This is a genomic window from Catalinimonas alkaloidigena, from assembly GCF_029504655.1.
GTDB lineage: Bacteria > Bacteroidota > Bacteroidia > Cytophagales > Cyclobacteriaceae > Catalinimonas > Catalinimonas alkaloidigena.
This window is the reverse complement of the sequence record NZ_JAQFIL010000001.1, coordinates 903,992-919,567: the sequence shown is the minus strand read 5'-3', so window position 1 is coordinate 919,567 and position 15,576 is coordinate 903,992. Positions and strand designations below refer to the sequence as shown.

General features: G+C 41.0%; 14 protein-coding genes. 9 read left to right on the top strand and 5 right to left on the bottom strand.

All coding sequences use genetic code 11. The features are described from left to right. The first annotated feature begins 25 nt into the window (after positions 1-25). From OKW21_RS03805 to OKW21_RS03790, 4 genes are all read left to right on the top strand, one after another. Positions 26-1,114 carry a glycosyltransferase family 4 protein gene (locus OKW21_RS03805; RefSeq protein ID WP_277477458.1) on the top strand — a complete coding sequence of 363 codons (1,089 nt, stop codon included), beginning with the start codon at positions 26-28 and terminating at the stop codon, positions 1,112-1,114. A gap of 3 nt (positions 1,115-1,117) precedes the next feature. Beyond that, complete coding sequence (locus OKW21_RS03800; protein WP_277477456.1) at positions 1,118-1,885, top strand: glycosyltransferase family 2 protein; 768 nt, start codon at positions 1,118-1,120, stop codon at positions 1,883-1,885. A 114-nt stretch (positions 1,886-1,999) separates the two neighbouring features. Beyond that, positions 2,000-2,620: a sulfotransferase family protein gene (locus OKW21_RS03795; protein ID WP_277477454.1), complete on the top strand. Its 621-nt coding sequence runs from the start codon at positions 2,000-2,002 to the stop codon at positions 2,618-2,620. 79 nt (positions 2,621-2,699) lie between these two features. After that, a complete protein-coding gene (locus tag OKW21_RS03790) occupies positions 2,700-3,380 on the top strand; it encodes an O-methyltransferase (protein WP_277477452.1) in 681 nt (226 codons plus the stop codon). Positions 3,381-3,435: 55 nt separating this feature from the next. Here the strand turns inward: OKW21_RS03790 and ahcY are convergent, their stop codons facing one another. Beyond that, the gene (gene ahcY / locus OKW21_RS03785; RefSeq protein WP_277477451.1) at positions 3,436-4,746 is read right to left on the bottom strand and encodes an adenosylhomocysteinase; all 1,311 of its coding nucleotides are present in this window, start codon (positions 4,744-4,746) and stop codon (positions 3,436-3,438) included. A gap of 102 nt (positions 4,747-4,848) precedes the next feature. Then, positions 4,849-5,640: a biotin--[acetyl-CoA-carboxylase] ligase gene (locus tag OKW21_RS03780; protein WP_277477449.1), complete on the bottom strand. Its 792-nt coding sequence runs from the start codon at positions 5,638-5,640 to the stop codon at positions 4,849-4,851. A 58-nt stretch (positions 5,641-5,698) separates the two neighbouring features. Between OKW21_RS03780 and rsfS the strand changes: the two genes are divergently transcribed. The 5 genes from rsfS to OKW21_RS03755 all read left to right on the top strand — a co-directional run bounded on the left by rsfS (position 5,699) and on the right by OKW21_RS03755 (position 10,450). Further along, positions 5,699-6,070 (top strand): ribosome silencing factor, encoded by a 372-nt coding sequence (rsfS, locus tag OKW21_RS03775; RefSeq protein WP_277477447.1) that lies wholly within the window; start codon positions 5,699-5,701, stop codon positions 6,068-6,070. 58 nt (positions 6,071-6,128) lie between these two features. Continuing rightward, positions 6,129-8,252 carry an ATP-dependent zinc metalloprotease FtsH gene (gene ftsH, locus OKW21_RS03770; RefSeq protein ID WP_277477445.1) on the top strand — a complete coding sequence of 708 codons (2,124 nt, stop codon included), beginning with the start codon at positions 6,129-6,131 and terminating at the stop codon, positions 8,250-8,252. A 115-nt stretch (positions 8,253-8,367) separates the two neighbouring features. Then, entirely contained in the window at positions 8,368-9,156 is a 789-nt protein-coding gene (locus OKW21_RS03765) for a UDP-2,3-diacylglucosamine diphosphatase (protein WP_277477443.1), read from the top strand. A gap of 55 nt (positions 9,157-9,211) precedes the next feature. Next, a complete protein-coding gene (locus tag OKW21_RS03760) occupies positions 9,212-9,943 on the top strand; it encodes a hypothetical protein (protein WP_277477441.1) in 732 nt (243 codons plus the stop codon). Positions 9,944-10,009: 66 nt separating this feature from the next. Beyond that, on the top strand, positions 10,010-10,450 hold the full coding sequence (locus OKW21_RS03755) for a T9SS type A sorting domain-containing protein (RefSeq protein ID WP_277477439.1): 441 nt from the start codon (positions 10,010-10,012) through the stop codon (positions 10,448-10,450). On the opposite strand, the gene OKW21_RS03750 is transcribed toward OKW21_RS03755, so the two are convergent. From OKW21_RS03750 to OKW21_RS03740, 3 genes are read right to left on the bottom strand one after another with little or no spacing between them, the layout of a single operon-like run. After that, positions 10,447-11,931: a TolC family protein gene (locus OKW21_RS03750; protein ID WP_277477436.1), complete on the bottom strand. Its 1,485-nt coding sequence runs from the start codon at positions 11,929-11,931 to the stop codon at positions 10,447-10,449. The genes OKW21_RS03755 and OKW21_RS03750 overlap by 4 nt on opposite strands. A gap of 6 nt (positions 11,932-11,937) precedes the next feature. Continuing rightward, the gene (locus OKW21_RS03745; RefSeq protein ID WP_277477434.1) at positions 11,938-13,341 is read right to left on the bottom strand and encodes an HlyD family secretion protein; all 1,404 of its coding nucleotides are present in this window, start codon (positions 13,339-13,341) and stop codon (positions 11,938-11,940) included. A gap of 10 nt (positions 13,342-13,351) precedes the next feature. Beyond that, positions 13,352-15,532 (bottom strand): peptidase domain-containing ABC transporter, encoded by a 2,181-nt coding sequence (locus tag OKW21_RS03740; protein ID WP_277477432.1) that lies wholly within the window; start codon positions 15,530-15,532, stop codon positions 13,352-13,354. Between the last annotated feature and the right edge of the window lie 44 nt (positions 15,533-15,576).

Sequence of the window (15,576 nt, the reverse complement as noted above, 5' to 3'; positions counted from 1 at the left end):
ATATTGCGGCACCTTAGTGCAGCTTATGAATATTCTGATCACTTCACAATACGCCGGCATGGCGGGTTCTACCTATTCTACCACTTACCTGGCAAAGGGGCTCAGTGAAAGAGGACATAAGGTATACGTGGCCTGTCCTGCTGATTCGCTTATGAAAACGCTACTGAAAGGCTCTAAGGTAGTACACATCCCCATGCAAATCCGGCATAAGCTGGATCGCAGAAACATCCAACATATTGCGCAGATGGTTCGGGATTACAAAATAGATATCATTGATGGGCAATCCAGCAAAGACCGCTACACTACCATTTTAGCCCGCTGGTATTATAAACTTCCGGTTAAGCTGGTACACACCCGCAGGCAGCTGGCACTAAGCATGGGCATTCTGGGGCAGAGTTGGTTCTATGAAAAAGGAACCGACAAGGTCATTGCAGTGAGTGAGGGGGTAAAAGCATCGCTGGTAAAAATTGGCATCAGCGCTGAGCATATAGAAGTAATCTACAATGGTACGCCGCGGGAAAAGTACGATAAGGTAAATCCACAGCAGGTAAATGCTCTCAAAGAAAAATATGACATACAAGAGGGTGATTTTGTGATTGGCTGTGTGGCCCGCCTGAAAGAACAAAAGCAGATCCTTAAAGCCATCGCGTTATTAGACAAAACGGTAAAAGTGATCTTTGTCGGCATAGAGCCTTCTTCTGAATTTCAGGAAATTATCTCCGGCTATACCCTTCCTCATGAGGTGCATTTCGCTGGCGCCATTTCTAATGATGAGGTACTTAATTATTATCCTCTCTTTGATATTAAAGTGCTGCCTTCTACCATTGAAGGGCTTTCCCAGTCTCTATTAGAAGCCATGGCTTTGCAAGTTCCGGTGATTGCCACCGATCTGGGGGGCAATCGGGAGTTGATTGAAGAAGGAAAAAATGGTTATTTGTTTGAAAATGAGAACATTCAGCAATTGGCGTCACTAATTAAGCAAGTGATGCAATCAGCAAGCCTAAGAAAGGAGCTGGGAGCATACGGCAAGGAAACGGCCCTGGAAAAGTTCTCTATTGAAAGAACCATTGACAGGCACGTAGATTTATTTACGCAAATTTTGGAAGAACACTAAGCTATGCATAAAGTAACCGCAATCATTCCTACCTTTAATGAGGAAGATAATATAGAAGAGGCCATCAAGTCGGTAAGCTGGGCAGATGAGATTATGGTGGTGGACTCTTTCAGTACCGATGCCACGGTGGAAATTGCCCGGAAGCATACTGATTTTGTACTGCAGCATCAGTACGTCAACTCTGCTGCCCAGAAGAATTGGGCGATTCCCCAGGCCAAGTATCCCTGGATATTTCTCTTAGACGCGGATGAAAGAGTAACACCCGAGTTGGCAGAGGAAATTCAGAAAACACTAAAAAAAGGTACGCAGCATACGGCTTTTCGTATTTGGAGAAAAAATATGTTTATGGGCCGTATGATGAAGCATGGTGAACTTCGTTCTGACAATGTTGTGCGACTTTTCCTCAGAGACAAGTCAAAATACCAGGATAAACATGTGCATGCCGGCATACTCACTGAGGGGAGCATAGGGATATTCAAGTACAAACTTTTGCATAATACTTATAAGGGGTTTGATCACTTTCTTTCCAAAGTAGATCAGTATTCTACCTGGGGCGCATATGATAAGCTGCCCAAAACCAAGAAAGTAACACTTTTTCACCTCTGGCTTAAGCCTGCCTGGAGATTTTTTAAACAGTACATCATACAACTGGCTATTCTGGATGGTAGGCAGGGCTTTATTTATGCGCAACTTATGGCTTATACTGTTTTTCTCCGGTATGTTAAGCTTTACCGGATACAGCAGGGAGAAAAGTTCAGGAAGGATAAATAATGCAGAAGCTAAGTTTCATTCGGCACCTTGAATTGAGAAGGTTCCCCTACATTACTCTTAGTGTTAGTTTTGCATTACTCAGATTAGTGAAATTTTTTTTTAGTATTCATCTTTATGGCGCATCATACAAGTAATAAAGTTTTTGGCATTGGCTTAGGTAAAACGGGCACTTCATCATTAGGCAGAGCATTAAAGGTACTGGGCTATCGCCATATGAACTTCAGAGCTGACCTTGTTCTTGAATACGATAAAGGCAATTTGCAGCCCATTTTTGAGGTAGCAGACCAGTATGACAGTTTTGAGGATTTTCCCTGGCCCCTGCTTTACAAAGAGTTGGACCGGCGCTATCCGGGAAGTAAATTTGTCCTGACATTACGCTCCGATGTAAACAAGTGGTTCAAGAGCATTTATGACCATGCCAACAGAGGTGCCGGCACCAAAAAAATCAGAAAAATCACCTATGGCTATGAGATGCCACACCATCATGAAAAAGAATACATTGAATGTTATTTAAAACATAAAGAAGACGTGCTACATCACTTTGCCGACAGAAAGGAAGATCTGTTGGTCATGTATATTGATCAGGGCGATAGCTGGGGAAAACTTTGTGATTTTCTAGTTAAGCCTGTTCCAAATGTTCCGTTTCCCCACGCCAACCGAAAACCTAATCAAATAGAATATTATTTTAAGGTAAACAAAAGAAGATTTTTAAGTTTATTTGGCTTGGGTAAATAGATATATAAATTTTCATACAATATTTCTTTTGAAGTTCAGACCTTTTACTTTTCGCTAGCTTTTACACTCCTATCCTTCTATGAAAAACCTATTCATCCAATCCTGTCAAGAAACCAAAGACAACATACTGGGAAAAAAATACCGTTTTAAAAAGTTACGCCCCTACATGAAGTTTCGTGAGCAGGAGATTTTGGAAGAAATTTTTGCTTCGCTTCAACCTCAAAATTGTTTGGAGTGGGGTTCCGGGCACAGTACGCTGTATTTTCCAAAATTACTTCCACCCCAGGCAAAATGGTCAGCCATAGAAACTGATGAAGTATGGCGAAAGCGAATCGTTGATTTAAACCAGTCCGATCGGGTAAATATCTATCACGTTCCCTGGAACAATTATCCTTTTAGTGATGCTGAAAAAGATGGCTCTTACGAGGATTTAAAAGATTACATAGACTACCCCATAAAATTTGCTCCCTTTGATTTTATTTTGATTGATGGAAGAGCCAGACGAGCTTGCCTGAAGAAGGCAATGGATATCGTTACTGAGGAAGGGGTTATTATTTTACACGATGCTAACCGTAAATATTATCAGGCAGAGTTACCGGCATGGCAGCATCAGGCTTTGTTTACCGACTTCAGAAGAAGCGCCGGAGGCATGTGGATTGGTAGTAAAGCGACTCCCATGGCACAGCTTTTTGATGTCAGCTCACATCAGCAAAAGTGGGAAAAACTGCAAAACTCATTTGCTAAAATTCTGAATTTATAAAAAAAAGGGATGAACTGTCTCCAGCCCATCCCTTTAGATGATTCATTTTTACAGATTAATATCTATAATAGTCAGGCTTGAAAGGTCCTTTCACCTCTACACCTATGTATTCAGCCTGATCCTGAGAAAGCTCCTCAAGTTCAACCCCAATCTTAGCCAGGTGGAAAGCTGCTACTTTCTCATCCAGATGCTTGGGAAGCGTATAAACCGCATTTTCATATTTGTCAGAATACTTCCACAGTTCTATTTGTGCCAGTACCTGATTAGAGAATGAGTTGGACATCACAAAAGATGGGTGACCGGTAGCACAGCCCAGGTTTACCAGACGTCCTTCAGCCAATAGAATGATCTCATTTCCATTTTCAAGCTCATACAGATCTACCTGAGGCTTAATTTCGGTTTTAGTTTTGGCATTATTATTTAACCAGGCCACATCAATCTCATTATCAAAGTGTCCGATATTACAAACAATCGCCTTGTCTTTCATGCCTTTGAAATGACGGTCTACCAGAATGTCTTTGTTGCCGGTAGCGGTCACAACTATATCTGCACGGGGAACTGCATTATCCATTTTTTTCACTTCAAAACCGTCCATGGCAGCCTGTAAAGCACAAATCGGATCAATTTCAGTAACAATAACTCTTACCCCGGCGCCTCTCAATGACTGTGCAGATCCTTTTCCTACATCACCATATCCGGCTACTACTGCTACTTTTCCAGCCAGCATTACGTCAGTAGCCCTTCTGATAGCATCTACCAGAGACTCTTTACAACCATACTTGTTGTCAAACTTGGACTTGGTTACTGAGTCATTTACATTGATTGCAGGAAGAGGAAGTGTACCTTTTCTCATACGCTCATACAGGCGATGTACTCCGGTAGTAGTTTCTTCTGAAAGCCCTTTGATATCTTTCACGAACTCAGGGTAGTGATCCAGTACCATATTGGTAAGGTCTCCCCCATCATCCAGAATCATATTAAGGTGCGTTTTCTTATCCTCATCAAAGAAGAGCGTCTGCTCAATACACCAGTTGAATTCCTCTTCGTTCATACCTTTCCAGGCAAATACAGGAATTCCGGCAGCGGCAATAGCAGCAGCAGCATGGTCCTGTGTGGAGAAAATATTACAAGAAGACCAGGTTACGTCTGCTCCCAGTTCAACCAATGTTTCAATTAAAACCGCCGTTTGTATAGTCATGTGCAGACATCCGGCAATTCTAGCTCCCTTTAAAGGTTTTTGTGCACCATACTCCTCACGGATAGCCATGAGACCGGGCATCTCTGCTTCCGCCAGGCGGATTTCCTTTCTCCCCCAGTCAGCAAGTGAGATATCTTTTACCTTGTAGCGAACTTTTTCGTCAACCATTTGAATTTTTTTTTACTAGGTTCTTGAAAATTATGACACGAAATTACGATATAATACTTCAACATCAAATTGAAGTGCAAGCTTCTTAACTTCGTCTTTTGATTAGTATAGATAGGTAATTTCTTTCAGTTGATATTGTTTAACTATTGCCTCCCTTTCTACCAAAAGTTCTCCTCCTTCCAACACATCAATAATTCTACCCTGAAAAACGCCATCTTTATCCTGAAAGCTGTGGAAAGTATTATACCAATAGAGTTGTGCCAAGTATTCTTTTTTTAGTTGCGTCAACTCCATAGCTTTGAGCTGGAAATAACGTTCTTCAAAGTGAAGGGCAATTTCTTTCAATGTTGCGTACCGATCCCAGGAAGACTTAGTAATAGTCTTAAGAGAAGTGGCCTGAACACCATCAAAATGAAGCTGATTTACATTTAAGCCAATACCAATGGCACAGGATTGAATCATATTGACTTTCAGGTTGTTCTGAATCAGAATCCCGCAAAGCTTGTGGTCATCATAATATAGGTCATTTGGCCATTTTATTTTGAGCCGCCTGGAGGGCTGCTCGGAGAGTGATTCACCCAATTGCGGTTTTAAGCTGTCAGAAATGGCCAGTGTAGTAATGATGTTGAGGTAAAACTGCTGCTGTACCGGCAAATTGGGAAGCAGAGCGATGGTAAATGTAAGGTTAAGGCCTGGAGAGGCGGTCCATCGGGCATCACGCTGACCACGGCCCGCGGTCTGGAAATCAGCCATAACAATCGCTCCGTTTTCCAGGCTGTGTTCAGACTGGGGTGTTGCCAACTTTTGCATCACCACTGCGTTGGTAGAATCACAGACAGGATAATGTAAGAATTGTCGGCCTATGAATTGCGTGTTGAAAGAATTTATGGGCAACTTTTAGTAATATTGTAATTCAATTTCAATTATTGGAAAAACAAGGTATAAATATTTCATGAATTCAGAAGATCTTAGTAAAGTTGTAATACTGGGGATGCAGGAAAAAAAGGCCGAAGGTATCTTGCTCATGGATTTACGTCAGGTAAAAAATGCGATTGCTGATTATTTTATCATATGTTCCGGAAACTCTGATACGCACATAGACGCAATTTCTGATGCTGTAGAGAAAGAAGTTCACAAAAATAATAAAGAAAATCCCTGGCATAGAGAAGGAAAAGAAAATAAAGAGTGGGTCTTACTCGACTACGTGAATGTAGTAGCGCATGTTTTTAAGAAAGACCGTAGGGATTTTTATGCCCTTGAAGAACTTTGGGGAGATGCAATAATTACGGAAGTAGAAACAGAGCCTCAGTATAAAACTTTATAATTTATTAATAACCGTTCTAGCGTTTGTTTAGTTAAACCTGGATTAGAAGAGGAAATAAATGGCAAATAACACCAAAAGGAAGAAAAAACCAATCAGTAAGCCGCCACAGAGACCCAATTATCAGATTTGGATCATTCTCTCGCTGGTGCTGCTTATATTCGCCATCACTTATCTTAATAAAAACTCATCAGCCATAGAAATTACCCAGCGGCAATTTGATAAGATGTTGCAGGAAGGTGATGTAGAAGATGTAGTGCTGGTAAGAAATCAAAACTTGGTAGAAGTAACCCTTACTGATGAGGCATTACAGGAAAGTGAATATAAAAATGAAGTAGAAGAACAGAATCCGTTCTCAGTTTCAAATGGCCCTCACTATAAGCTTAAGATTCCCAATCCGGATATATTTGACAAGAACTTTGAGGAAGCTCAGGAAGATATACCAGCAGAAGACAGGATAGACTATCGGGTAGAAGAACGTTCAGATATCACCAGCTTTTTGTTGAACTGGGGATTCCTGTTTCTGATACTCTTTGGTTTCTGGTTCCTGATGCGCCGCATGGCAGGGGGTGGAGGCCCCGGGGGGCAAATATTTAATATCGGTAAATCCAAAGCAGCTTTATTTGATGCTGAAAACCGCGTAAATGTCACTTTTGATAATGTCGCGGGGCTGGATGAAGCCAAAGAAGAAATCAGAGAAATTGTTGAGTTCCTGAAGAACCCTTCCAAGTATACCAATCTGGGAGGTAAAATTCCTAAAGGAGCACTTTTAGTAGGAACACCCGGTACGGGTAAAACCCTGCTGGCAAAAGCAGTAGCCGGTGAGGCAGGAGTACCTTTCTTCTCATTGTCAGGCTCAGACTTCGTAGAAATGTTCGTAGGTGTGGGTGCTGCTCGTGTACGCGACTTATTTAAACAGGCCAAAGAGAAAGCTCCCTGCATCATTTTCATTGATGAAATTGACGCGGTAGGCCGTGCCCGTGGCAAAGGAGCCATGCCTGGCTCTAATGATGAGCGAGAGAATACACTCAATTCACTCTTAGCAGAAATGGACGGCTTCTCTACTGACTCCGGAGTAATTATACTGGCAGCTACCAACCGTCCCGACGTGCTGGATTCTGCCCTCTTGCGTCCGGGAAGATTTGACCGTCAGATATCTATTGACAAGCCGGATATTGTGGGTCGTGAAGCTATCTTCAAGGTACATCTCAAGCCTATCAAGGTCTCTAAAGATGTTAACCCTAAGAAACTGGCAGCACAAACTCCCGGCTTTGCCGGTGCTGAAATTGCCAATATCTGTAACGAAGCCGCGCTGATTGCCGCCAGAAGAAATAAGAAAATGGTTGAAACCCAGGATTTCCACGACGCAATAGATCGTGTGATCGGTGGACTGGAGAAAAAGAACAAAATCATTTCTCCTGAGGAAAAAACCATTGTGGCTTATCATGAAGCAGGACACGCCATTGCCGGATGGTTCTTAGAGCACGCTGACCCCTTAGTAAAGGTAAGTATTGTGCCTCGTGGGGTAGCCGCTTTAGGTTATGCGCAATACCTGCCTAAAGAGCAATTCCTTTACACTACCGAGCAGATGCTGGATCAGATGTGTATGGCATTGGGAGGTAGAGCAGCTGAGGATGTAATCTTTGGTAAGATATCAACCGGCGCACAAAATGACCTGGAGCGTATTACCAAAATGGCTTACAGTATGGTGACTATTTATGGTATGAACGATAAAATCGGGAATATCTCATTCCATGATTCTCAGCAGGGAGATTATAATTTTAACAAGCCCTACTCTGAAGCTACAGCTGAGACCATTGATGAAGAGGTAAGGAAAATTATCAACGATGCTTATGAGCGTACTAAGCAACTCCTTTTAGATAAGAAGGAGCAGTTGGAAGTACTTGCCAAAGAGCTGCTGGATAAAGAAATACTGTTCCAGTCTGATCTGGACCGTCTGATTGGTAAGCGACCATTCAACAAGCCAACCACTTATCAGGCTTATACAGATGAAGAGGAGGCGAAGGAACAGGAAACTGCAAAAAGTACAGCCAAGTCAAAAGCCGAAAAGTCTGAAGATGAAAGCCAGGCTGAAGCCTCAGATAAGCAGGCTAAAGCGAATGGCAAGCCTGAGCCTTCCGAAGAAGAAAAGACTTCTGTAGAAGAAGAAAATAAAAACTCATAAGATAGTTATGGTTTTACATAAGGATAAAAAAGCTGCTCAGTGCAGCTTTTTTTGTTCTTAAGTTTTTTCTTTAAATACTCAACATTAATCCAATCAGATTACCTTTGCGGGCATTATGCAAGTCAACCCTGCTTTAGAATTTACTTTATCTGCTACTAAAAAAGTTTATTTTGCATCTGATTTTCATCTGGGGACTCCCTCCTATAAAGAAAGTAGAGCCAGAGAACGACAAATCATTAGCTGGCTGGACATAGTATCCCATGATGCTGAAGCTATCATCCTGTTAGGAGACTTATTTGATTTTTGGTTTGAGTACAAGTATACGGTTCCCAAAGGGTTCATCCGGTTTCTGGGCAAGCTCGCTGAATTACGAGACAGGGGCATTCCGATCATCATTTTTACCGGCAATCATGATATGTGGATGTTTGACTACTTACCTGAGGAACTAGACGTACCTGTCATCAGAGAGCCTGTAAGTATAAAAATCAATGACCAGCTTTTACACATTGGCCATGGCGATGGCCTGGGAGGGGGAGATCATTTCTTCAAGTTTTTAAAAAAACTTTTTCATGCCAGGTTTCTTCAAACGCTTTTCGCGGCAATTCATCCTAGATGGGGTATGGGGCTGGCGCATTTTTGGTCGAAAGAAAGTCGCAAGAAGAACATGAAAGTTGATGATTCATTCAAGGGCAAAGAATACGAATGGATTTATCAATACTGCCTGGAAGTAGAAGCCAACGCTCATCATCATTATTATGTGTTTGGACATAGACATCTTCCTTTAGAAATACCACTCAACGAAAACAGTCGTTATTTTAACATTGGGGAATGGATTAGTTTTCAGACCTATGGCGTACACGATGGCAGTAAATTTTCACTTGAAACTTATCCGAAGCAGAGCTAATATACTCATAGCAATAATTTTTTTAATTCAAGTTCCTTTAGAAGCACAACCTCTTGTGATTCAGGATAGCATTGCTATCAATGTTCCGCTTTCTGTTTCTTTTGACGCGCTGGGTCACCTATATATAGCTTCAGAGCCAGGAGTACTAAGTAAGTATGACAGACAACTGGAGGAAGTACAATCCTACTCTTCTCCCGCTCTGGGTAAAATTACTAGCCTGGATGCTACACAAATGCTGAAGGTATTTGCCTTTTACGAAAACAGGCAGGAGTTTCAGTATTTTGACCGTTTTCTTACCCCTTCGCAGACCAGCAGCATTAAAACAGCTCCATTCAGCCACTTTAGTGCAGCTACTTTGAGCAATGACCAGATGATCTGGCTTTTTGATGAAAATAATATACAAGTGGTTAAGTATAACCCGATTGTTGAAAATGTAGTGCTTAAAGTAAATCTACACTATTTTTTACCGGAAAGGGCTGATGTTCAGTCTTTGAAAGAATATGGCAATAGGCTGTACCTTCATCAGGGAAATGAAATACTGGTATTTGATTTTTTAGGAAACCTGATTGATAAGCTACCTATAGAAATCAATCAACCTTTTCAGATAAGCAACAATCAACTTTACTATGCTTCCGGCAAGGATGTCTTTTTTGTCAACCTTTTGACAATGGAACAAAAAAAATATAGTTTAAGAAGCACTGATGATATAAAATTTGTGATTTTAATGGAGGAAAGACTTGTCACAATTACGAATAAACAAATCAAAGTGCATCTGATGGAGCTGTAACACCATCCATTACAAAATATTGTTTTGTGTCGTTTTTTTTTATATTATTCCTTACTTTTGGAAAGCATGACAAACTACTCAGCACATCTTAGATTTTGTTTACTCACTGGCATTTTTTTCTGCTTGATTAGTACCTGGACCATAGCTCAGGATGTAGCGATTTTTCGTACCCCTGTAGTAGTACAAGACACTTCTATACAGGAAAATACTACCAAGGTTAATGAAACCAAGCTGAAATACAGCAAAAATCCCCTTAATCAAGAATTTGATTTTGAACTCAGCTCTTTGGATCAAGGTAAGTTTTCTTTAAATGTGCTTCATGATACCAAAGCGATGGTATCCATTAAAGTGTACGACATTATTGGAAATTTACTTTACGAAGAGAACGTTAGAATCCGTGGGTCATTCAAAAAAGAGTTTGACCTCTCTACTTTAAAAACCAAATTTTTTATCGTAGAAGTAGGTAATAAAGAATTTAACAAGACCAAAAGTATTGTAGTCTCTTAAAGCTGTAAATAAGGGATACCTGCCGCGTATAATAATTCAATCTTAGATTTTTCGTACTGTGTCTGTAGTTTTAGCAATTTAATACGGGCATCTAATAACTCTGTCTCCCGGGTGTTAATCAAAAAAACTGAACTTTCACCATTTTCAAATTTGATCAGCTCCCCATTGAGTAAAGCCTGATAATTATCCACCATCCTTTGCTGCATCCTCATCAGCTCACTGAAGTTAGAAAGTGAATTGTAGACCATGATGATCTCATTTTCTATCGTCCTTGCCTGATTCTGCCTTTCATAATAATTCTGTTCCAGTTTGATAGTGGTTTTTTCAAGCTTGGCCCTTTCTTTACGAAGAAAAAGGGGGAAATAAAGCTCCATGCCTAATTTGTAGTCGTTCAGAAAAAAACTTTCATTTCCACTGCCATTACTTGAGTCACTGCCTTCACCAGTAGTCTTCGTCAAAAAGTTATACTTAAGATTAACTTCCGGTTTTAGAAATTCCCTGTTTAACCGCTGCTCTATTTCAAGCTGACTGATCTTAGTATCTAGCTTTATTATTTCCGGATGGTTTACACGGGCGCTATCTCTCAAAATAGTAAGCATCTGTACATCCAGTAACTGGTTTTTGACAAGAGAATCACTTACTACAGGGTAGGTTGAAGGGGCGAGCTGCAAAGGGATTGCCTTCATATCGTCATTCTGTGCACTACGCCAGAGAAAATTAGAGACCATTACCCCGGCATTAGTATAATCAAGTTCAGCCTGTTCTTTTTGCACTTCACGCTGCTGATAGTTGATAAAGGCTTTCAAAGAATCAAAAGGAGCAACATCTCCATTGATCACCTGCTGCACAATAGCATTATACCTTTCCCTTGCCAGTTCTTCTACTTCTTCATAAATAAGATAGTTTTGGTAAGCGTTATACCAATCCCAATATGCTTTGGCGGCCTTGAGTAGTACTTTATTAATTTCTTTAATCTTTTCAGCTTCAGCCATATCCTGCATAAGGTTTGCCTGACGTACAGCAGCTCGCCTTTCATCAATGAAAAGCCTTCTGCCTACCGGAAGGGAAACACCTGCATAGATTAATCCCTCGCTGGTATTTTGCAGCTGCTCGTTCAGGTATTCTCCTTCATTTTGCTCATAGCCAACATTTAAATCTGTATTAAACCAGATAGGTACCTCAAGTTTGCTATCCCAGGTTTTATAATATGTTGTACCCCCAAACTCCTTAATATCAAAGTTTGATTTGAGCTTGGGGTCAAAAGCTCCTCTTGCCAGCCGTAGCTCCTGTTGTGCCAAATCGGAAAGAAACCTTGCCTGCCTTACTACGGGGTGATGCTGAATAATGTTAGTAAAAAACTCCTCCATTGAAAATGCCTGTTCTTCAATCCATACATCTTCATTCTGCCCCCGGGCCGAGAAAGTAAGCCCCAGACTTAGTAATAAGAATAGCGCATATATCCCTCTGTTTTTATGCTTCATCTTTGTTTACTTTTTTGCTTTCGCCTGATAGGCTTCTCCACTTTCTCCGGCATCTGGCTCTTCTTCAAGACTGGGAGGGAAACCATTATATAAACGCCATATCTCATACCAGAGAGGCACCTCATCCAGCATAATGAAACCATTTGCGCCAGAACCCACCCTTAATTGCTCAGGCCAGTCACCATCGTTTCCGGGATCAGGCTTTACCAATACCCTGTATTTACCCTGTTTGAGTTCTGTTTCTACATAATCAATAACCTCTATTTTACCGCCAAATGTACCTACTGCCACACTGGGCCAGCCTGAGAACTGTAAAGCCGGCCATCCGTCAAATTCCACACGTACATGTCTACCTTCAGAGAGCAAGGGCACATCCATAGGTTTCACATATAATTCTACAGCGATATCGGGATCCTTAGGCATGATAGTTACCACGCCATCTCCTTCCTTGATTGTTTCTCCAATTCCGGTCTTCAGGGCTTTCACTACAAAACCATCCTGGGGGGCGATAATGTGATACTGATCAGATCTGATCTTCATGTTAGCGTATTCATTTCTGAGCTTTGCCAGGCTACCGCTTGCATCATACAAGTCAGCACGGGTCATGCTCAGGTCTGATTCAGCTTTACTGATTTTTTCTAAATACTCAGCTTCAATGGAGCTTAATTCAATCACTGCATTGATCAACTCGTTTTTGCTGGCCAGAAACTTATTTTCACTGGAAAGTAATTTTGCCTGCGACTGCTGAAATTTCTGTTCTTTCTCCTGTAACTCGGTGAGCGATTTTAAGCCCTGATCAAACATGACTTTCTGACGCTCAAACTGATTTTTAGCAATATCAAAGCTTATTTTTTCGGCCTGGAAGTCCATGCTATCGCTGGCAAGCTTTAGCTCTGATTGCTTCACTTTATTCCTGGCCTGTCTGATTTTTAAACCCAGCCCCTCTCTGAGCGCCTTCACCTGACGCTCCAGTGCTAAAGCCTTCTGCTCTTTAGCATCAATACTGTTTTCTTTAGCAGTAATCTGCTCCTGCAAACGGATAAGTAACTCAGGGTCAAAAAACTTATCTTTTATTTCAGCTATGGTCAGGATAGTATCACCTTTGCTCACGGACTGCCCTTCTCTGATATACCATTGGTCAATACGACCGGGAATTGCAGTTTCAATAGTCTGAGGACGGTTTTTAGGCGAAAAGGCAGTTACTTCTCCAGTAGCAACGATATTTTGCTGCCAGGGAAGAAAAAGGACTAAAAACAAGAATATACCGATGCCCCCTATCCAACGGGCCAGTACTCTTCCTGCTCTGGGAGATTCCAGCACTTTCATAGACTCCAGCCGGGATGACATGCTAGTACCCAACCAGATATCTTTTGTAGCACCTGTCTTATCAGTGCTAAACATATTGCTCATATCAATACGATTATTCGTTTACTACTACTTCTTGTAAATGATGATCTGCACTTAATTCCTCATATTGGCCTTCAGAAACTATCTCTCCGTCTTTCATAATGATAACTCTATCACAGTACTTCATGATCATCGGGTCGTTGGAAACCAGCAGTAAAGTCCATGTATGTTCTGAACTAGTAAGGTATTTGATAAGTTTCAATTTCTCGGCTCCTTCAAAAAATTGAAAAAAGTCGTTAAGGATGATTACTTTGGGATTTTTTGCAACACAGCGTGCCAGAGTGAGCTTATGAGCAGTAGAGGTGGAGATGTTTTTTCCTCCGCTTACCAGATTGGTATGCAGGCCATCTGGCCACTGATTTACTTCATCACTTATACCCACTTCATCAATTGCTTTGATGGCAGTGCTATAATCTGAGCGTGGTTTACCCACTGTCACATTATCCAGTACTGTCCCATCAAAAATATCATCCTGTGATACGTTTTTAGCTATATGGTCTCTTAGTGTATTCAGGTCTACGTCTCTCAATGAGAGCTGGTTGAATGTTACAATACCATCATACGACTGATAGATACCATCAATAATGTTTGCCAGCGTTGATTTTCCTCCGCTATGATAACCTGCTATGCACAGCTTCTCCCCTGCTTTGATGCTAAGATTGATATTCTTCAGCGCTGCTTTTTTACCTCCCGGATAAGTGTAACTCAGGTTTTTTATGTTGATATTAATTCCGTTTTCAAAATAATTTGCAGGGAGCTTAATACCTTCATTTTTCTCTAGAGGCAAGTCAGTCACATGTCCTATCTTATCCACTGCGGTAAGCATATCGTAAACGGTATCCATATTAAGGATAATTTTTTCTACAGCTCCCAAAATCAGGACGATGATAATCTCAGAAGCCACAAACTGTCCCAGCGTAATCTGACGGTCTATTACCAATAGGGTACCCAGTATCAGCAAGCCCCCTGTAATGAAGGTTTTGAAAATCACTACATAAGAAAACTGCTTGATAAGTACACTAAAATGTTCTTTACGATATTTTAAGTAATTGTTGATGTTAAAATCTGCCTTTTTCATAGGTAACTGGGTAGTACCTGCTATTTTGAATGAGCCAATGGTACGGGCCAATTCTTCCAGCCAAAAAGCAACTTTGTACTTATACTTGGACTCTACTATGGATGATTTAAGTCCTTTGGGTCCTGTAATGTAAAAAATAGTGACAAGGATAGCTACCAGCAAGAGGCCGAAAAAAACAAAGAAAGGATGGTAAAAAGACAAGAGAATCAGGCTGAAAAATATCTGAAGTACAGCAGTAGAAAGATCAATCAATAGTTTAGGTAAGCCTTTTTGTATTGTCATGATATCAAAAAAGCGGTTGATTAACTCGGGGGCATGGTAGTTAAACAAGGCCTCGCTTCGGATTCGCGGGATACGATAGGCAAACTCAAATGAAGCTTTCGCAAAAATTCTTCTTTGCAGAACTTCTACCATAGAAATCTGCATAATTTGTAAGCCTCCCGCTACCAATACTCCTATTACTACCAGGCTTATCAGCAGCACGACGGAATTAAACCACATGCCACCGGAAATAAAACCTACGATAGCCTGTGTACCTAGTGGCAATGATAAACTGATTATTCCTACTGCTACCGCATATATATATATATACCAAATATCTCTCCGCTCGGTACCAAGCAGGTTTAGCAAACGCTTCAGAGGACTAAGATGCTCATCAGAAGTTTCATTATCCTCGCTTACCATACTCCGATAAGGAAAAACTGTCAGAAACACCACCTGTCCATGGGCATCTTGATAAAAAGCTTCATCCCTCAAAGCAGTTGCCTCCTCATATGCTTTGTACCCATCATCAGTAAACAGCTTGGCTTCTAATGCATCTTTTCCCAACCAGAACATCACGGGTCTTATGCTACCATTTTCACTGATAAAAAAAAGAACCGGAAATTCTAACTCATCCAAAAAACCTTGTAGTTCATCAACTCCAATGGTGTTGGGCATAAACACCAGACGATTGCGATTTCCTGCTTCTGTGAGATCATAAATAAAATCATTGACCTCATCTGGCTTATAGGATCTGAAATTTTGATGAGCGTCACCACTGGCATGAGGCAAGGGCTCATGCTTCAGTATTTTCCCAAAGCTGCTTAGAATTTCCGGGATCTGTTGATTGTTCATTAGTTAAACTATGTAAAAAAATAGTAATACTATCACATACGATA